Source organism: Embleya scabrispora (genome assembly GCF_002024165.1).
Taxonomy (GTDB): Bacteria; Actinomycetota; Actinomycetes; order Streptomycetales; family Streptomycetaceae; genus Embleya; species Embleya scabrispora_A.
The window spans coordinates 330,058-348,507 of sequence record NZ_MWQN01000002.1 but is presented as its reverse complement, the minus strand read 5'-3'; the positions used below and the strand labels follow the sequence as shown (position 1 = coordinate 348,507).

Genomic DNA, 18,450 nt, shown 5'->3' with positions numbered 1-18,450 from the left:
GGGTGACACTCTTGTCATGACGCACGCCACCCGCACCGGCACCTGGACGATCGTTCCCACCCCGGTCGACTCGCCCGAGGCACTCGCCCTGCATCGCGCGTACTACGTCGAGGTCAGCGACCGCTACTACCGGTTGCACGAGGGCCGCGACTCCACCCCCGCCGAGATCGAGGCGGGCCTCGCCGAGACCACGCACGACGATCTCGTGCCGCCCGTCGGGGTGTTCCTGGTCGGCCGGTACGGCGACGAACCGGCCGCCTGCGCCGGAGTGCGGCTGCGTGCCGACGGCGCCGCCGAACTCACCCGCGTCTTCGTCCGCGCCGACCTGCGCGGCACCGGCGGCGGCCGGCGTCTGATGGCCGCCGTGGACGACGCCGCCCGGGCGTTGGGCGCCGATCGCATCATGCTCGACACCCGGCTGGATCTGATCGAGGCGCGCACCCTGTACACCCGGACCGGCTACGTCGAGGTGCCGGCGCACAACAGCTGCCGATACGCGGAGATCTGGTACGCGAAGGACCTCACCGCCGACGGCGCGCCGGAGCCGGCCGATCCGGCCTGAGCATACGGACGGGGCCGCGGCGGCGGAGACGACGAACGGGGGCGAACATGACCGGCGACCAGGACGACATCTGGTACAACCTCGGGTGGGGGCCGTGGGACGAGACCTTGACCCTCCCGCAGGGGCCGCCGAGCGAACAGGACCGTGAGCAACAGGAGTTGCCCCGCTCGCTCCTGGCTGCGGCCGGCCCCGGCGTGGTGCAACGCGCCGTGTTCGACCCGGCGTTGAAGCAGTACGCCAGCGCGATGCGGGCCGGCGAACCGCAGTTCGCCACACCCGAGACCGCCGAACGCTGGCACACCGCGCGCCGCCGCGCGATCGACCACGTGCTCGCGGCGATCGCGGACTCCCGGTGGGCCGAACACCTGGTGCTGCGCGGGAGCATGCTGCTCCGCGCCTGGTACGGCGAGGCCGCCCGGGAGCCCGGCGACCTGGATTTCGTGGTGGTCCCGGCCACTTGGGAACTGGCCGAGCCGCGCACGGAGCGGATGTTGGCCGGGATCGGGCGCGCCGCCGAGGCGCACGCGCGTGCGGCGGGCGGGGTACGGATCGACGCGGCCGGCGCGGTCGACGACGAGATCTGGACCTACGACCGCGTCCCGGGCCGACGACTGGTGTTGCCCTGGCAGGCCGACGGACTGCCGTCCGGGACGGTGCAACTCGACTTCGTCTTCTCCGAGACGCTGCCCTCGCCGGCCGCGTACACCGAGGTGCCCCGGCGAGACGGCACGGGCGTGCACCGGATCCTGGCCGCCACGCGTAAGCAGTCCCTGGCGTGGAAGTTGTTGTGGCTGATCGCCGACGCCTATCCGCAGGGCAAGGACCTGTACGACGCGGTCCTGCTCGCCGAGTCGACGCCGCTGCGCGCCGAACTCCTGCACACCACCCTTGTCGCGGCGGAACCGCACTGGGCCGGACGGCGGGTGGGGCCCGGCGCGCTGGTCGACCAGGATCCCGACTGGAGCGAGTTCGCCAAGGAGTACCCGCATTTCGGCGGCTCGGCCGAGGAGTTCATGGGGCGCCTGCTCACCGCGCTGGCCCCGGTCTTCGCCGAGGAGGCGCACGGCCCGGCCGTCGACGGCTACACCTGGCGACTGCGGTGGCTCGCGCCGCTGCTCCCGGATGGTCGGCGCGAGGCGGCACGCGGCGGGATGCCGGCACTGGCGGGGTGGTTGCGCAGCCGCGCCCTCGGCCTGACCGAGAGCATCGTGGTGATCCGCGAGGTGGTCGGCCCCGAGCGCTGCACACCGGAACAGGCGGCGGCCGCGTATGTGGCGGAGCTGCCGTACGGGTCGAGCCAACTCGGCTACTACGAGCGCAATCCGGACGTCGTGCGCAACGCGTTGGAGGCGCTGCGGGAAGAGGTCTGAACGGCCGGCCGGCCGACTGTCCGGCTGCCCGCCCGACCGCCCGACCACCCCGCCCGACCGCCCGACCGTCGGATCGCCGATCAGGAAGGACCATCGGTGAGCACCATCGACCCGTCCGTGGTCAAGGCCGTCTTCACGCTGGCGGACGCCGCCATCGTGCCCGAACTCGTCGACCGGCTCGGGGACGAACTCGGCCCGGCACTGCGCTCGTTGGCCAGTGTGCCGGGGCCGTTGGCCGACGCGGTCCGGGCCGGGGGCGACCCGGTGCTGCTCGAGGCCGTCGAGGCCGTCCGGGCGCGCCGGGAGCGTTTGGATCCGCCCGTCGCGCGCCCGTTCGCGCTGCCGGCGTTCGCCGACCCGGACGCCCGGACCGACCTCACCGCCGAGGAACTGGACGCGCTCCTCGACCTGGACGACCCGCTCGTCGACGCGCGCCTGTTCGCCGGATCGGTCCTGGACCGCACGGAACGCACCCGGCTGCTCGCGGGTGTGCGTCGCGACGGTACGGTCGGCCCGGTACCCACGGCCCTCACCGACCTGCTGTGGGCGGCCGAACTGGGCCGCTGCGCCCGGTGGCTCGCCGCCGGGATGGCCTCGGGCGACGCCGAGGTGGCCCGGATCGTGGTCAACCGCCTGCCGCTGCGCACGGAGGCGGGCCGACTGCGGCTGATCCTCGGCGTGTGGGCGCGGCACGGCCGGGACGAGGTGCGCCGAGTGCTCGCCGAGGCCGACTTCCCGGCCGAGGCACGGGCCGAGATCGAGGAGGCCCTGGGTCGCCGCGACGGCCGGGCCGTCCTCGGCGCGCGCCTGGCCGACTTCGAAGTCCCGGAGCACATCGTGGAGTTCCTGTGCTCGGGCGGCGACTCCGAGCAGCCGGACCGGGTCGACGGGATCCTCGACGACGGCGGCACGATCCCGTGGCCGGAGCTGATCCGGGCGCACCGAACCACCCCGCTGCCCGCCGCGCTGCACGCACGGCTTGCCGAACTGCCGGACTGTCCGAACGAGTTGCTGATCGCGCTGCTGGCCGAGGGCCTGCCGCGGTCGAACCGCGACGACCGACCGTGGCTGCACACGGCACTGGTCGCCGGCCGGCTGACGGGCGCCGACGTGATGGAGCACGCTCGCCCGGCGGCGGTGGCGCTGTCGATACTCGCCGGCACCGACGGACGTACGTCGCCGGCCCGCTGGGCGTCGGGCGCGCCGCGTGCCCGGGCGTACCTGCTCGCCGACCGCTACCTGGGGACGAACGTGGAGGCGTGGATCGTCGCGCTGCGGTTGTTCCCGGACTTCACCGGCACCATCCCGGAACTCCTGGCCACCGCCGACGCGGTGACCGGGAATCGAGCGGGGGCGGTCGGCTGATCGACGACGGGTGGACCGGATCGGTGGGTGCGCCGAGAGCCGCCCACCGAGAGCCGGCTACCCAGAGTCGACCACCGACCGCCGACCGGCCCGGATCGCCTCACCGACCGGCGAAGTGCCCGGCGGAGACGGCCGCCGGCTCGCCGTCCGCCTCCTCCCGATTCCGCTCCGCTTCCATTTCCGTCTCGGCGCCGAGCAGGGCGAGCTGTTCGTGGCCGTCGAGCGGGTCGTGCGCCCGCTCGGCGGCGGGCGTCCAGGACCCCCGGCAGGAGATCGGCGCGTCGCCGGCCCGCACGTGTCCGGGATCGTCGTGCCGCCAGACCGCGTGCGTCTCGGTCACCGCGACCCGACGCCCGCACACTCCGCAGGTGCCTCGTGGGCGGTGTGTGTTCATCCCCCCATGATGTCCGACAGGACGGACACCACCCGCCCCGACCGGCTCGTCCGGCCGAGCCGAAGCCCCGGAAAAGATCGGCCGCGATCGGTCACATTCGTCGATTCGCATCCGTCAGTGAGGTGTCGGGCGGCAACGAGCCGCCGACCACGAGCCGATCGGACCGGCGACGGCACCCGGCGGCAACGCCGCGCGACCGCGCGTCGCCGCGCACCGCGGCCGAGATCGGCAGATCGCGAATCGGAGCACCGCATGACCGGCAAGTCCTTCAAGAACGATATGTCGATGATGTTCATCTTCCACGATGCGCTTCGTCGCCAACTGGAACAGATCGCGCGGATCACCGCCGAGGCCACGGACGATCCCCGGGTGGTCCTCCAGGCGTCGGTCGGCTGGGAGCTGTTCAAGCGGTATCTGCACGTGCACCACGGCGCCGAGGACGACGTGCTGTGGCCCGCGATCCGGTTGGCCACCCGGAACCTGCCGGACCAGCTCGCGGTGATCGACGCGATGGAGGCGGAGCACGCGATCGTCGACCCCGGCCTGAACGCCGTCGACGCCGCGCTGGCGGACCACGAGGGCGGCCCGGAACGCCTGGCGATGATCGTCGAGCGCCTGGTCGGCGGCCTCGGCGGGCACCTCACGCACGAGGAGGACGAAGCCTTGGCGATCGTCGACGAACACTGCACACCCGAACTGCTCCAGCGATTCGGCGCCGAGCACCAGGTACGGATCGGGCCGGGCACCCCCGAATACCTTCCCTGGCTCCTCCAGGGGGCGAGCGACGAACACATCGCGATCGCCCTCGGCGTACTGCCGGAACCGGTGCGCGCCGCCTACCTCGCCGAATGGAAGCCGGCCTACGCAGCCCGCGACATCTGGGGCCCGAAGAACGGCTCCACCACCGCATGACCCACACTCCGCACCGGGGCCGCAGCCCCCCACGCCCCACCCCCCACCAAGGCGCCCACACCGATCGACCGGGTGCGGCTCCGGATCACGGCGGTGATCCGGGCCTCACCCGGCCTCGGCGGCACGCCCGCCCGAACGGTCACCCGAATGTCGTGCGCACCACGCCGTCGGCTACCAGCCCACGCGGAACGTCTGCCCCGTCTGGGCGCCTTCGATCGAGCGTCGGTAGGCGAGCGCGGCGGCGGAAACGTCGACCGGGGGAAACCCGGGGAAGGTCGCGTCGTAGACCTCGACGGATTCGGTGAACACCGTCGGGCTGACCGAGTTGATCCGCAACCCGCGCGGGAGTTCGACCGCCGCGCCCCGGACGAATGCGTCGACGCCGCCGTTGGCCATCGAGGACATCGATCCGGTGCGGACCGGCTCGCCCGACAGGATGCCGGTGATCAGCGTGAACGAACCGTTGTCCGCGACCGAGTCGAGGCCGCGACGGACCAGTTCGACCTGTCCGAGCAGCTTGTTCAGCGCCGCGCTCTCGACGTCCTCGCGCGAGAGTTCCCCGATCTCCTTGAACGGCACACTGCCGGCGGTACAGGCGACCGCGTCGACGCGGCCGACCTGTGCGTACATCGCCGCGATCGACGCCGGGTCGGTAATGTCCACCACCACGTCGGTGCGCCCCGTCCGCGACGCGGTGACCACGTCGTGTCGCGTGGCGAGCAATGTGGTGACTGCGGTACCGAGAGTGCCGGTGGCACCGACCACGAGGACCTTCACGACGACCTCCGACGCGGGACTACGAACGAATACCGCTGTGATCCTCGCCGGTTCGTCGCGGATGGGCAAACGACGAACGCGACCGGCCCGGGGGTCCGGGGGTCAGGGACGGGTGCCGGCCGCGACGAACATCGGCACGGCCACGAACGAGCGATTCGCGTTTGCGCGTTCGTGTTGGTCGGCGATCCAGGCGCGGCACCGGTCGGCGGTGATCGTGCCGTTCGCCCGGACCGATTCGGCCAGGCCGACGAGCAGCGGGAGCAGGGAACCGTCCACCACCACCCACGTGTCCGCCTCGACCCGGACATCCCGGAAACCCGCGTCGAGCAGCAGCGCCCGGTAGCGGCGGGCGGTGCGGGGGCCGGGGACACGGTCGGCTCGGGCGTGTACCAGGGTGCGGGTGAGCGCCGGGTCGGCGGCGTCGACGAGGATCGTGTCCCAGTCCTGCCCGGTCAACACGATCCGCCCGCCCGGTCGCAACACCCGTCGGGCCTCGGCCACCACGGCCGCCGGGTCGGCCGATTCGTGCAGGACCTTGTCCGCGCGGTAGCCGCCGAACGACGCGTCGGCAAAGGGCGGCGCGTGGGCGTCGCCGCGCCGGAACTCGCCGGTGGGATGACGGAGTTCGGCCGCCGCGAGCATCCGGGGATCGAGGTCCAGGCCGACCGCCCGTACCCCGCGCGCGGCCAACTCGGCGACCGCGAGCCCCGCGCCGCAGCCGACGTCCAGGACCGGCGCGGGCGAGGCGTCCCCGCCCCCGCCCCGGTCTCCGTCGCCACCGGTTTCGGCGAGCAGCGCATAGGTACGGGCGCGCAGTCGTACCGCCTCGGGCCGGGCGTCCACGGCGTCGAGGCGGGCGAGGAGGGCACGGAGGGTGTGGTCGGGTTCGGTGGTCGGCCTATCGAGGCGGGCGTCGGCGGGGCGGGTGTCGGCGGGGCCGGTCCGGTTCGTACTGGTCATGCCGACCACCGTGCGACTTAATGACGACATGAAGTCAACCCCCGAACCCGGACCGACCCTCGCCATCGGCGACACGGCCGCACGCTTCGGACTCGCCGCACACGTACTGCGCCATTGGGAACACGTCGGCCTGCTGCGCCCGGACCGCGACGGAGCCGGTCGCCGCCGCTACGGCGAGGCGGACGCCGCCCGGATCAGGATCATCCTGCGCGCCAAGGAGGCCGGCCTGCCCCTGGACGACATCGCGGCCCTGCTCGCCGACGCCGACCCGCGCACCCGCCGGGCCACCCTGCGCCGCCGGCAGGCCGCCCTCGAAGCCGAACTCGCGCGCACCCGAGCCGCGTTGGACCTGGTCACGTGTGCCCTGTCCTGCACCCACGACGACCCGACCCACTGCCCGCACTTCCGGGACACACTCGGCGGCGCCCGCCCCGGCACGGCGCGGGGGGCGCGGCGCGAGGAGTCGCTCAGATGTTGAACCCCCCGTCGACTTCGACGGCGGTGCCGGTGATGTAGTCGCCGCCCGGACCGGCCAGGTACACGACGGTGCGGGCTATCTCGTCCGGGGACGCGAAGCGCCCGAGCGCGGTGAGGCCGCGTACGCCCTCGGCGTTCGGGCCGTCGGCGGGGTTGAGGTCGGTGTCGGTCGGGCCGGGCTGGATCACATTGACGGTGATCCCGCGCGGACCCAGTTCCCGGGCCAGGCCCTTGGTCATGCCGACCACGGCGGACTTGCTCAGCGTGTACAGGGTGAAGCCCGGGAAGGTGGTGCGCCCCGCGACGTTGCTGCCGATGGTGATGATCCGGCCGCCGTCGACCATGTGTCCGGCCGCCGCCCGCGAAGCCAGGTAGGGGGCACTCACGTTGGCCGTGAGCGTCTCGTTCAGCTCGGCGGCGCCCAGCTCCTCGATCGGGCCGAGGCGGAACACCGCCGCGTTGTTCAGCAGGATGTCCAACCGGCCGAACGTGGCGACCGTCTCGTCCACGGCCGCGACCACCGCGTCCGTGTCCACGGCGTCCGCGCGGATCGCCAACGCCCGCCGCCCCAGCGCCTTCACCTGCTCCACCACACCGGCCGCCGCGTCCACGTCGGACCGGTAGGTGAACGCCACGTCGGCTCCGTGCGCGGCCAACGCCCGCACCGACGCGGCCCCGATGCCTCGGCTGCCACCGGTGACCAACGCGATTCTTCCTTGGATCTCGTTCATGTCCCCAAGCCTGGCCGACCCCCCTCCGCGGAGCCGGCGGAAAACCGCCCTGGCATTTCGCCCGCCCCGCCCGGTTCGGGAGGTAGTCGGTTCGCGGTCGAAACGCGGCCTCCCGCCTGTGGCGGGCACGGCCGCCGACCCCGGTGACGAAGCCGATGACGATCCGGTGCGGACGTCGGCACCGGCCCCCTCACAGGGCGGCCAGTTCCTCCCACAGCTCGTCGGGGATGCGTTCGGCGGCGAGGGCGACGGTGTCCGTGATCTGGGCCGCGTCCCGGGCGCCGACCACGATGCCGGCCACCGCCGGGTGCGCCGCGACGAAGCGCAGGGCCGCCGCGCGCAGTGGTACGTCATACGCCTCGCAGACGTCGCGCAGCCGCAACGCCCGCGCCAGCAGGTCGCCGTCCGCGGGCGCGTAGTCGTACGTGGCGCCCGGGCGCGGGTTGGCGAGGAGGCCGCTGTTGTAGACGCCGGCGCCCAGGACGGAGACGCCTCGGCGGGCGCACAGGTCGAGCAGGTCGGCGCCGGTGCGGTCGAGGAGGGTGTAGCGGCCGGCGAGCATGACGCAGTCGAGGTCGGTCTCGGCGACGAACCGGGCGGGCATCGCGCTCTGGTTCATACCGACGCCGATCGCGCCGATCACGCCTTGGGCGCGCAGTTCGGCGAGGGCGGGATACGCCGCGCCGACGGCCTCGGCCCAGTGCTCGTCCGGATCGTGGATCAGCACGATGTCGATCCGGTCCAGCCCGAGCCGGTCCAGGCTCGCTTCGAGACTGCGCCGCACACCGTCGGCCGAGTAGTCGCGTACCCGACGCCGCGCGGGCGTGTCGACGAACCCCTCCCCGGAAGTGGGCGCGTCGGGGTCGTCCACGAGGAGCCGGCCAACCTTGGTCGAAACGGTGAACTCGGTGCGAGGCCGCCCCCGCAACGCGTCCCCGAGTCGGGACTCGGACAACCCGACACCGTAGTGCGGCGCGGTATCGAAGTACCGGATTCCGGCCCGCCAGGCAGCATCCACCACCGCGCCGGCCGTCTCATCGTCGACCGGCGCTCCGAGGTTCCCCAACGGCGCGGCGCCGAGCCCCACTTCACTCACCAACACATCGGTCCCACCAACCACACGCCACTTCAAAACCATCACCTCCCACTTGCACTCCGAATCCCATCCCCTTCACCGGCAGCCGTCCACAGCCCGGTCTCACGACGGCCGCAACCGCAAACCCTGCATGCCGCCATCCACCGCCAGCGCAGCCCCGGTGGTCGCGGAAGCCAGCGGACTGGCCAGCGTGCAGATCGCGTAGGCGACCTCCTCCGCGCTGACCAACCGCCCCAGCGGCTGCCGAGCGTTGAGCGCCGCCCGCTCCCCGTCGGGGTCGGCCGCGGCGGACAACAACCGCCCCACCCACGGCGTGTCGGCCGTGCCGGGATTCACGCAGTTGACCCGAATCCCCTCCCGCACGTGGTCGGCCGCCATCGCCAGCGTGAGCGCCTGTACCGCGCCCTTGGACGCGGAGTAGAGCGCCCGCTGCGGCAACCCCGCCGTCGCCGCGATCGAGCACGTGTTGACGATCGCCGCGTGCGCGGAAGCCCGCAGGTACGGCAGGCACGCGCGGGTGACCCGAACCAGGCCGAGCACGTTGACGTCCAGGACCCGGTGCCACTCCGCGTCGTCGTTGTCCGCGACGGTCCCCGCGGCGCCGATGCCGGCGTTGTTGACCAGGATGTCCAGGCCGCCGAGCGCCACGCCGACCGCCTCGACGGCGCGGACCACCGACGCGTCGTCGGTGACGTCGGCGGTGTGGCCCGCGAGTTCGTCCGGCAGTCCGGTGAGGTCGCGGTCCAGGACGGCTACGGCGGCCCCGCGCGCGGCGAGCAGGCGCGCGGTGGCCAGGCCGATGCCGGACGCGCCGCCCGTGACCAGGGCCCGCAGGCCGGTGAATTCCTGATGGGTGCTCACGAGGCGGCTCCGACATGGGTTTCGGCGAGTTCGGCCGCCCGGTCGGCGATCCAGAACAGGCCGTCCGGGTAGCGGTAGGTGTCGATCGACGCGGGGTGCATCGTCGCGGAGAAACCGGGCGCGGTGGGCGCGCGGTAGGCCCCACGCTCGATCACCACCGGGTCGACGAAGTGCTCGTGCAGGTGGTCGACGTACTCGATGACCCGGTCCTGGAGCGTGCCGCTGACCGCGACGTAGTCGAACATCGACAGATGCCGGACCAGTTCGCACAGCCCCACCCCGCCCGCGTGCGGACAGACCGGCACGCCGAACTTGGCGGCCAGCAGCAGGATGGCGATGTTCTCGTTGACCCCGCCGACCCGACACGCGTCGAGCTGTAGGAAGTCGATCGCGCCGGCCTGGAGCAACTGCTTGAACACGATCCGGTTCTGCACGTGTTCGCCGGTGGCGACCTTGACCGGGGCGATCGCGGCGCGGATCGCGGCGTGGCCGAGGACTTCGTCGGGACTGGTGGGTTCCTCGATCCAGTGCGGATCGAACTCGGCGAGCCGGCTCATCCACGAGATGGCCTCCGCCACCTCCCAGCGCTGGTTGGCGTCCACCGCGATGCGGATGTCCGGCCCGACCGTCGCACGGGCGATCCGCAGCCGACGGACGTCGTCCTCGACGTCCGCGCCGACCTTCAGCTTGATCTGACCGAAGCCGTCGGCCACCGCCTCGCGGCACAGCCGGGCGAGCTTGGCATCGTCGTAGCCCAGCCAACCGGGCGACGTGGTGTAGGCGGGATAGCCCTGCGCCCGCAACGTCTCGACCCGCTCGGCCCGACCGGGCACGGCACGGTGCAGGATCTCCAGCGCCTCTTCGCGGGTGAGCGCGTCGCCCAGGTAGCGGAAGTCGACCAGATCGACGATCCGTTCCGGGCTCATCTCGGCGAGCAACTGCCACAGCGGCTGCCCGGCGCGCTTGGCCTTGAGATCCCAGGCGGCGTTGACCACGGCCGAGATGGCCATGTGCATGACGCCCTTCTCGGGCCCGAGCCACCGTAGTTGGCTGTCGCCGATCAGGTCGCGCGAGAACCCGCCCAGATCGTCGAGGAGTTCGGCGAGCGGCCGACCGACCACATAGGGGCGCAGCGTCTCGATCGCGGCGACCTGCACATCGTTGCCACGCCCGATGGTGAACGCGAACCCGTGCCCCTCGTGCCCGTCGCCCGCGTCGGTGCGCAGGATCACGTACGCGGCCGAGTAGTCCGGGTCGGGGTTCATCGCATCGGAGCCGTCCAGTTCCCGCGAGGTGGGAAAGCGGATGTCCGCGGTGACGAGTTCGGTGACGCGGGGGACGGCGCCGGCGACCCGCCGGGGCGGATCATCGGAGTGGTGCGGGATCACGTGCGACTCCTCGGTTCTCGACCGTGCGACCCGATCGCCGAGCGCGGGAACGGGAATGCGCCCGAGCGGGGTGAAGGACGATCAGACATCCGATGTATACCCCGTTTCCCGTCGCTCGTCTACGATTCATCGGATGGCTGACCGAGAAATGCCATGTTTATGCTGCAATTATCCTTGGGATGGCTTGATACATCGGGTCAATGGGAGTTGTCGGGAAGGCACATGATGCTCGTGAGGAGGGCAGAGGCATCGATCGCTCCGCCTGACCCGCCGCCTCCCGCGTCAACGCCGGGGTCGACCCCGGCCGGGTACGGTTCGACGCGGCCCGGCGCATCCGGCGCATCCGGCGTATCCCGCGCATCCGGTGCATCCGGCACGGTCCCGGCCCGGGCACTTCGCCCCGCCGCTTCGTCGACCGCTCACGCCTCGACCGCCGCCCGTCCCGCAGGGCGCCCGCGCCGGCGCTCACGCCCCTCGGACTCAGGCCATCCGCCGCAGCCACTGCTCGACCCCGCTCGTGTGCACCGTCGACCACGCGTGCGCCGCCGCCGCGTCGTGGTTCTCCAGGGCGTCCACGATGGAGTGGTGCTCGCGGATCGTGCGCAGCCACGAGTCGTCCTCGGTCAGTCCGCGCCAGATCCGGGCACGCGTGGTCGGGCTCGACAACGTCTCGAGGAGCGAGCACAACACCTGGTTGCCGCTGAACACGGCGATCTCGTGATGGAAACGCAGATCCTGCTCGATCAGCGCCTCGTGTCCCGCGTCCGGACTCGGCGCGTCCGCGAGCGCCCGCAGCTTGGCGATGCCCTCCGCGTCGATCCGCTCGGCGGCCAGCGCGGTCGCCGCCGGCTCCAGGATCCGGCGTACCTGGAGGAAGTCGAGCACGCTCTTGTCGTGGTGGAAGTCGACCACGAAGGAGATCGCGCCGAGCAGCAGATTGGGCTCCAGGCTGGTCACGTACGTACCGTCACCCTGGCGCACGTCGAGGATCTGGATCAGCGACAGCGCCTTGACCGCCTCGCGCAGCGAATTCCGGGACAGGCCGAGCTTCGCCGCAAGGTCGGCCTCCTTGGGCAACTTCTCGCCCGGCTGAAGCTCCCCGGAGACGATCATGCCCTTGATCTTGTCGATGGCTTCGTCTGTGACCGCCACGCCGATGACCCTTCCAGAGATCCGATGACTCCCCAGTATGGCGGGTCGGCCCGTACATGGACAGGGCCGCCCGCCGGCGTGCGCGGGAGCGGGATCGGGGAGGGTCGGACCGGGGCGGGCGCGGGGCTGATCCGCGGCGTCGTCGAAGCGGGGAGCCCGGGTACGGAGGGCGGCGACGACAGGACTCGGCCGCCTCGTACCCGTCGATCGGCCCCACCTCGGCCCCCGGGGACAGTATGGCCGGGTCCATCGGGCAGCCCCCGCCGGAACCACCGCGCGGGAGCCGCGCCGGTGCGGCAGCCTCGCGATCCGGTCACCGTCCCGGGTGCTGTACCGGACCGGGACTCCCGTCAGTCGTCCGATCTCCCGGGATCGTTCACTCGTGCCTACCGCCGAGCGCCGCGATCTCGGCCGGCGACGCGTTGCCCCCGGAGCACATCACCGCGATCCGACGCCCCGCGAACTCGGCCGGGTGGGTCAGTACGGCGGCCAGTGCCGCGGCCCCCGCGCCCTCGGCCAGGGTGTGGGCGTGGGTGGCGAACAGCCGCTGCGCGACGGCGATGTCCGCGTCGGAGACCAGAAGGAAGTCGGCCAGCCCCTGCCGCAACAGCCGCTGTGGCAGGGCGAATCCGCGGCCCGTGGCCAGCCCGTCCACGACGGTGGTGTTGGCGCGCGTGACGCACGTGCCGGCGCGCCAGGAGTCGTGCGCGGCCGGCGCGGCGGCGGACTGCACGCCGATCACCCGGCAGTTCGGGGCGAGTTCGGCGGCGACCAGGACGGCGGCCGCGGCGCCGGTGCCACTGCCGACCGGGACCACGATCGCATCCAGGTCGGGTCGGGCGGCGCAGATCTCCAGGTACGCGGTGCCGACGCCGGACACCAGGGCCGGGGTGTCGCCCGGGCTGATCAGGAGTGCGCCGGTCTCGTCCGCGTACCGCTCGGCCCGCCGCTGTGCGCCGGCCATGTCCGCGCCGTGCAGCACCACGTCCGCCCCCAGCGCGCGCACCGCCCGCACCTTGGCCGGATTCGCCCCGGCCGGCATCACCACGGTGCCGGTCACGCCGAAGGCGGCACACGCGTAGGCGATCGACTGCGCGTGATTGCCCGTCGAATAGGTGACCAGGCCGCGGGCCCGTTCGGTCGGGTCCAGGCCGGCGAGCAGGGTCAGGCCGCCTCGCACCTTGAAGGCGCCGACCGGCTGCACGTTCTCGTGTTTGACGTGCACCTCGGCGCCGGTGGCCGCGTCGAGCGCGGGATAGGACCACATCGGGGTCGGCGGGAGGTGGGTGGCGAGGAGATCGCGGGCGGTGACGATGTCGGCGAAGGTGGGTGTGGGGATAGGCGCCGGAGCAGGAGCGGTCGGGTCGGCTGTCATGGGGCCATCCTCTGGTGTTGCCGATCATCGGTCCAATGCCATTTTTTCGGGTTGTCCATCGATGGCATCGATATTGGCCGCATGCTCGACATCGCCCACTGCGGGTGCTCGCCGCCGTCGCCCGGTACGGGTCGGTCACCGACGCGGCCCGGGCGCTCGTTCAGGCACTGGTCGCCGCCGGCCTCGGGATCACGACGCTGCGCGGTCCAGCCCGGCCCGGCCCTGAGCGCGCAGCGCAACGCGGCGGTGCGGACGGTGCGGACGGCCGATCAGGTGCGCCTGGTGGACGCGGCGGTACACGGCGCCGCGCCCGATCCGGTGCGCACGGCCGCGTTGCTCGCGGAACCGGGCCGTGCGGCGGCGGGCGTGTTGGCCGAGGGGTGATCGGAGGGGTGCGGCCCGGCCGCCGGGGAGGGGTTCCCGGGGCCGGGCCGCTTGTGGGTGCGTGGTTCAGGTGGTCGATGCGTTGTTGGTTTCGTGGTTGGTTTTGTGATTGGTGTCGTGGTTGGTTTTGTGGTTGGTTCCGGCATCCGGGTCGGAGTCGGAACCGCCGGTCGAGGCCGACGAGGCGGTGTTGGTATCAGCGTTCGGGTTCGATTCCGTGGACCCGGGCGCAGCCCCGACCGTTGCCCGATCCGGTGACGGTTCGGGAGCGGCATCGGCCTCGGTGCGCGGCCCCGGGACGGTCGGGTCGGGCTGCGTCCGCCGGGCCCGGAGTTCGAGGTACACGGCCAGGCCGAGCAGTGCCAGGCCGAGGAGCAGCGCGACCAGCGGACCCACGACGCCGAGCAGCCACAGGGCCTGCGCGCCGTCGGCGGCGGTGTCGGCCAACTCCGCGCGCGAGGCCGGTGTGGTGGTCATCTTCAGCCCCACCACCGGGAAGACCTCGGTCGGGGTGCCGTTCGCGGTCACGGCGGTCGCGGTGACCGACTGGGTGGATTCGAGGTCCACCGTGGTGCCCGTTTCGCTGTCGACCCAGCCGGTGAGGTCGGTGGTCGACGTGTACGCGAGAGGCGTGGGATCGGCCCCGCCGGTCAGATCCGCGGGCCGATTCGGGAACGCGACGCCGGCCAGGCCCTGCACGGCCGCCTTGGGCATCGCGGCCGGCAGCGAGCGCAGCGTGTCCGGATCGGCGAGCGGGCCGCTCGTGCGGATCGAGAACACGTACGTCTCGCGGCCGGCGCGTTGTTCGGTGCGGATGTACGTGGCCGGAACGGTGGTCTGGGTCGGCGAGTCCCAGAACGGATAGTTCTTCTTCTTCGGCTCCAACGGGAAGCCCGCGGTCAGACCCTTGTGCGGATTGGCACGGACACCCTTGGGGATGGACCGCTCCAGCAGTGTCTTGCGGTCCACCGCCCAGCGGTTGTCCACATCGGTCAGGGTCTGCTTCTGCGGACCGGACACCACGGTCCGGTCGCTCAGCACGATCGTCGAACCGGAGGTGTGCACGGCGCGCACGTGCCGGTCCACCTTGACCGGCAGATCGCGCACGATGGCCCCGGACAGATTGCCCGCCTGCAACGCCTGGGGATCCAACATGGTCATGCCGCCGGCGAAGTGCATCGTGAAGTCGGCGTCGTCGGGCACCTGGTGCACGGCGGGCAGCACGGCGAACCGGGTCACCGCACTCGCCGTCACCAGCAATGTGGCGGCGGCACCGAGATACCAGGACGTCTTTCTCATCAGACCAGCCTCCGCAGGTCGCCAGATGGCCCCGGGAGGGCCGGATGTCCCCCCGTCGCGTCGGCGCACGCGACCTGTTGGCCCGTACCCCACCAGGATTCGCAACGGATTGCGCCAGATACCACGATTCCTGCCTCAGTACGGTTGGTTCGTGGTATATCGGGCGTACGAGCTGTTGCGCCTCACTCGAACCAGCGTTCATCGACCCGGTGTTCGCCCGGGTCGGTAATCGGTTTGGAGGCGACCGCAACCGGCCCCGTTGCCAACGCCGTTGCGGTCGGCGCTCTGGATGTCGCTACATGCTTCGTTGCACTGTGCGTTGCGAGTGCCGCTGCTATCTCCCGAACATCCTTTGATGCAGCTTCCGTTGTAGCTCGCCATGCAAGTTGCAGGTCAGGGACGTTTTTTGACGCCTCATCGGAAACATGGACAGCTCTTGGTCGTCTATCGAGGCACTGCGTGCAAAAGTGGATGAAAGGGTGAGATGTGCAACCCGGCCGAGCCCCCGCAGAGGTGGTGCGATCATGCTCGTGGTCTACGAACTGTGCGCTGAGTACGCCGAATATGCCGGGGCCGCCGGAGCCGCCGGGGGCGACACCGCCACCCCGATCAAGCTTTGGCACATGATCCGCAACGCCGGAACCGACGCCCTGTGTGGCCGCGCCCTCCGGCCGCACGCCGAAACCAGGTCGGATCTCGAATGGGGCACCATCCACCCCGTCTGCCACACGTGCGGCGCCCTCTACCTCCGCCAGGTGCCCTGACGCTGCCGGCTGCCAACTGTCGAGCGTGGTTCCGGGAACCGGCGCGCGGCTCTCGGGGCCTCGGGGCCTCGGGGTTGATACGCCCTTACCCTATGGGAATTTGCGTGCGGCCTGAAGGCGCATCGCTCGCTGTACGGTTCCGCGACAACGAGCCGCCGGGGACGGGCGCGGCATCGGGTGTTCGTACATGTCGGATCGATCGTGCCGCCGGGGGAGTCCGGCGGTTTCGACGGCATGCGCGTTTCCGGGGTGCGTTGTGGTGTCGTGCCGAGTGGCGCGACGGGGTGGACACGAACAACAGGGGTGCATGTGGCGAATTCCGATGTGGTGGCTCGTGCGCGAGTTGCGCTGTTCGACGTCGAGCAGTTGTCGGCGGAGCGATTGGTCGGGATCTACCGAGTGTTGGGGGAGGTCGACGGGCCGCGGCACTATGCGCGCCGGTTGGCCGAGGCATTGCACACGACCGGGCACGTCTTCACCCGGCACGGGGCCGACATGGGCCTCGCCCTCGGGCGGCTGACCGAGGCGATCGAGTTGTGCCGAGGACTGGACCCGGTCGAACACCGGGATCGGGACGCGGTGTTGCGGGGAATACAGGCCACGCACCAATGGGCGCTGTACCGCTACGGGCGGCGACGGGAGGCACTTGCCGTGCGACGCGAACTCGTTGTGCTCGCCCGCGCCGGCGGGGGTGACCGCCGGGTCCTGGCGGAGGCGATCCTGGGTCTTGCCGTCGGACTGGTCGAGGACGGACGGGACGACGAGGCCGAGTCGTTGTTCGCCGAGGCGGTCGTGGTCACCGCCGGGCCGCGGCGGGATCACCGGTTGGCGGCCGACCGGCACTGGTACGTCACCGCCCACGCGGGCCACCTCGCCACGCGCGGCCGCTTTGCCGAGGCGGCCGAGGTGTACGCCCCACTACTCGGCGGTGGCGGCAGTGGCGTGGCCGGTTCCGCCGCCGCCATGCCGGAGGACCGTCGAGTGCCGATCCTGCTCTACGGCGCCCATCTGCTGGCCGCCGCGCAACGGCACGCGGAGGGGCGGACGGTGTTTGCGCGTGCCGTCGAGGTGTATCGCCGAGGAGTTGATCCGGGCCTGGATCGGGGTCCGGTTCGTGGCCCGTTCCGCAGTTCGGTACACAGCCTGCGCCACGACGAACTTGCCCACCACCTGGCCGTCTTCGGCGCCCCCGACGAGCCGGCGGATGTTGCGTGCGCCACGACTCGCGATCACTGGTCGCCGACACGCCTGGATCGGTATGTCCGGGCCGAACCCGCGCTTCGTGACGCGCTCGATGCCTCGACCACCGGCGCCGCCGAACGCCTTGTGCTCGAACGTCGGCTCAACGTCCGGGCCGCGTTCGCGTTCATGCCCCGGGCGGACGTGACCGATCGGCTCGTGCCGGCGTTTGCCAAGGCCGTCGACCACGCGCGGGCGTTCGCCGTCGCCGATCCGGACGTCGGCACGCCGTTGCTGGTCCGTGCCCTCACCGACCACGCCCTGCTTCTGGCCACGGTGGGCCGGGCGGCCGAGGGCGTTGCGGACTTCGAGGAGGCGGGCGCTCTGTACGGGTGACGGTGAACGACGGCCCTCGGGTTCGGTCCGGGAGTCGTACGGCTCCCGGGCCGGGCCCGGTCCTATCGGACGGCCAGGCCCTCGATTTCGATCAGCATGTCCGGGTCGGAGAGGGCGGTGACGCCGACCAGGACCGTGGCCGGGCGGCAGTTCTCGCGTTCCAGGCGGGCGGTGATCACGTCGAAGTGGGCGGTGACGGCGGCGACGTCGAGCGCGAAGTAGCGCAGTTGCACGACGTCCGCGAAGGTGAAGCCGGCCTCGTCCAGAGTTTCGGCGATCCGGTCGAAGGTGGTCTCGATCTGGCCGCGCAGATCCCGTACATGCACGATCGCACCGTCGGGGCCGCGGGATTCGTGACCGGCCAACACCAGCCACCGATCCGGGCGGTCCACCGAGACGGCCCGGTTGTAGCCGAGTCGATCGCCGAACATTCGAGGTCCGATGTCCTGCCTGTGCATCGCATCACCATCCTTCGCCCACGGGGTTGGGGATAGACAAAATCGACAAAATCGTGCAAGTCGCCCCATGGACTCTAACCAACTTCCATGCTCACCCCCACCGAACACGCCGCCCCGTCCGAGATCCCCGCATCGATGCCGTGTCGGACGGGTGGGTGCGTCGTTGGTGGGGTGTGGGTCGTTGGGATGGGCTGACGGATGGTCAGTGGGCGCTGGTCGAGCCCCTGCTGCCGGAACGGGCGCGGCGGCGGGGCGGCCGATGGCTCGATCGGCGGGCTGTGATCGACGCGGTGGCCTGGAAATACGAGCGCCGGTGCGCGTGGTGGGAACTACCGGATCGGTTCGGCCCGTGGCGGACCGTTTACCACCGGTACACCGTGTGGGGGAACGACGGCACCTGGCATCGCATCCTGACACGGCTCCAACACTGTCCCGACCCGGACGCCAACCTGGACTGGCTGGTCGAGATCGACGCGGCGCTCGCGGCTCGGGCGGCCGGTGCGCGGGTCGAGCGGGCGGACGAGCCGGCGGTGTCGTGATGCCCGGCGGG

Annotated in this window: 20 protein-coding genes; 9 read left to right on the top strand and 11 right to left on the bottom strand. The window is 71.7% G+C overall.

Going from position 1 to position 18,450, the window contains the following annotated elements; translation table 11 throughout:
• Window positions 1-16 precede the first annotated feature (16 nt).
• From B4N89_RS32040 to B4N89_RS32030, 3 genes are all read left to right on the top strand, one after another.
• A complete protein-coding gene (locus B4N89_RS32040) occupies window positions 17-562 on the top strand; it encodes a GNAT family N-acetyltransferase (RefSeq protein ID WP_078979978.1) in 546 nt (181 codons plus the stop codon).
• Between the two features lie 47 nt (window positions 563-609).
• Window positions 610-1,932, top strand: coding sequence for a nucleotidyl transferase AbiEii/AbiGii toxin family protein (locus tag B4N89_RS32035; protein ID WP_078979977.1), 1,323 nt, complete (start codon window positions 610-612; stop codon window positions 1,930-1,932).
• Window positions 1,933-2,028: 96 nt separating this feature from the next.
• Window positions 2,029-3,297 carry a hypothetical protein gene (locus B4N89_RS32030; RefSeq protein WP_078979975.1) on the top strand — a complete coding sequence of 423 codons (1,269 nt, stop codon included), beginning with the start codon at window positions 2,029-2,031 and terminating at the stop codon, window positions 3,295-3,297.
• A gap of 100 nt (window positions 3,298-3,397) precedes the next feature.
• On the opposite strand, the gene B4N89_RS32025 is transcribed toward B4N89_RS32030, so the two are convergent.
• A complete protein-coding gene (locus B4N89_RS32025) occupies window positions 3,398-3,691 on the bottom strand; it encodes a hypothetical protein (RefSeq protein ID WP_143658158.1) in 294 nt (97 codons plus the stop codon).
• Window positions 3,692-3,943: 252 nt separating this feature from the next.
• Between B4N89_RS32025 and B4N89_RS32020 the strand changes: the two genes are divergently transcribed.
• Window positions 3,944-4,603 (top strand): hemerythrin domain-containing protein, encoded by a 660-nt coding sequence (locus tag B4N89_RS32020; protein ID WP_078979973.1) that lies wholly within the window; start codon window positions 3,944-3,946, stop codon window positions 4,601-4,603.
• A gap of 171 nt (window positions 4,604-4,774) precedes the next feature.
• On the opposite strand, the gene B4N89_RS32015 is transcribed toward B4N89_RS32020, so the two are convergent.
• On the bottom strand, window positions 4,775-5,380 hold the full coding sequence (locus B4N89_RS32015) for a short chain dehydrogenase (protein WP_078979972.1): 606 nt from the start codon (window positions 5,378-5,380) through the stop codon (window positions 4,775-4,777).
• Between the two features lie 102 nt (window positions 5,381-5,482).
• On the bottom strand, window positions 5,483-6,340 hold the full coding sequence (locus tag B4N89_RS32010) for a methyltransferase domain-containing protein (protein WP_078979970.1): 858 nt from the start codon (window positions 6,338-6,340) through the stop codon (window positions 5,483-5,485).
• Window positions 6,341-6,368: 28 nt separating this feature from the next.
• Between B4N89_RS32010 and B4N89_RS32005 the strand changes: the two genes are divergently transcribed.
• Complete coding sequence (locus B4N89_RS32005) at window positions 6,369-6,818, top strand: MerR family transcriptional regulator (RefSeq protein WP_078980654.1); 450 nt, start codon at window positions 6,369-6,371, stop codon at window positions 6,816-6,818.
• Here B4N89_RS32005 and B4N89_RS32000 read toward each other — a convergent pair.
• From B4N89_RS32000 to B4N89_RS31975, 6 genes are all read right to left on the bottom strand, one after another.
• A complete protein-coding gene (locus tag B4N89_RS32000; protein ID WP_078979969.1) occupies window positions 6,808-7,548 on the bottom strand; it encodes an SDR family NAD(P)-dependent oxidoreductase in 741 nt (246 codons plus the stop codon). The genes B4N89_RS32005 and B4N89_RS32000 overlap by 11 nt on opposite strands.
• 190 nt (window positions 7,549-7,738) lie before the next feature.
• On the bottom strand, window positions 7,739-8,680 hold the full coding sequence (locus tag B4N89_RS31995) for an aldo/keto reductase (RefSeq protein WP_078980653.1): 942 nt from the start codon (window positions 8,678-8,680) through the stop codon (window positions 7,739-7,741).
• 66 nt (window positions 8,681-8,746) lie between these two features.
• Entirely contained in the window at window positions 8,747-9,505 is a 759-nt protein-coding gene (locus tag B4N89_RS31990; protein ID WP_078979968.1) for an SDR family NAD(P)-dependent oxidoreductase, read from the bottom strand.
• The gene (locus B4N89_RS31985; RefSeq protein WP_235619034.1) at window positions 9,502-10,893 is read right to left on the bottom strand and encodes an L-fuconate dehydratase; all 1,392 of its coding nucleotides are present in this window, start codon (window positions 10,891-10,893) and stop codon (window positions 9,502-9,504) included. The genes B4N89_RS31990 and B4N89_RS31985 overlap by 4 nt, the downstream gene beginning before the upstream one ends.
• A 480-nt stretch (window positions 10,894-11,373) precedes the next feature.
• Window positions 11,374-12,045 (bottom strand): FadR/GntR family transcriptional regulator, encoded by a 672-nt coding sequence (locus tag B4N89_RS31980; RefSeq protein WP_078979967.1) that lies wholly within the window; start codon window positions 12,043-12,045, stop codon window positions 11,374-11,376.
• Window positions 12,046-12,421: 376 nt separating this feature from the next.
• Entirely contained in the window at window positions 12,422-13,420 is a 999-nt protein-coding gene (locus B4N89_RS31975) for a threonine ammonia-lyase (protein ID WP_078979966.1), read from the bottom strand.
• 81 nt (window positions 13,421-13,501) lie between these two features.
• On the opposite strand from B4N89_RS31975, the gene B4N89_RS31970 reads away from it, so the two are divergent.
• Window positions 13,502-13,804 carry a hypothetical protein gene (locus B4N89_RS31970; RefSeq protein WP_078979965.1) on the top strand — a complete coding sequence of 101 codons (303 nt, stop codon included), beginning with the start codon at window positions 13,502-13,504 and terminating at the stop codon, window positions 13,802-13,804.
• Window positions 13,805-13,870: 66 nt separating this feature from the next.
• Here B4N89_RS31970 and B4N89_RS31965 read toward each other — a convergent pair whose 3' ends face one another.
• A complete protein-coding gene (locus B4N89_RS31965; protein ID WP_078979964.1) occupies window positions 13,871-15,103 on the bottom strand; it encodes a porin PorA family protein in 1,233 nt (410 codons plus the stop codon).
• A 524-nt stretch (window positions 15,104-15,627) separates the two neighbouring features.
• Here B4N89_RS31965 and B4N89_RS31960 point away from each other — a divergent pair.
• Together B4N89_RS31960 and B4N89_RS31955 are read left to right on the top strand one after the other, a co-directional pair.
• The gene (locus tag B4N89_RS31960) at window positions 15,628-15,867 is read left to right on the top strand and encodes a hypothetical protein (RefSeq protein ID WP_235619033.1); all 240 of its coding nucleotides are present in this window, start codon (window positions 15,628-15,630) and stop codon (window positions 15,865-15,867) included.
• 309 nt (window positions 15,868-16,176) lie between these two features.
• Window positions 16,177-17,442, top strand: coding sequence for a hypothetical protein (locus tag B4N89_RS31955; protein WP_143658157.1), 1,266 nt, complete (start codon window positions 16,177-16,179; stop codon window positions 17,440-17,442).
• Between the two features lie 62 nt (window positions 17,443-17,504).
• Here the strand turns inward: B4N89_RS31955 and B4N89_RS31950 are convergent, their stop codons facing one another.
• Window positions 17,505-17,900, bottom strand: coding sequence for a Rid family hydrolase (locus tag B4N89_RS31950; protein WP_078979962.1), 396 nt, complete (start codon window positions 17,898-17,900; stop codon window positions 17,505-17,507).
• Window positions 17,901-18,073: 173 nt separating this feature from the next.
• Here B4N89_RS31950 and B4N89_RS50120 point away from each other — a divergent pair, with 173 nt between their 5' ends.
• Window positions 18,074-18,439 (top strand): transposase, encoded by a 366-nt coding sequence (locus B4N89_RS50120; protein WP_161500889.1) that lies wholly within the window; start codon window positions 18,074-18,076, stop codon window positions 18,437-18,439.
• Window positions 18,440-18,450 lie beyond the last annotated feature (11 nt).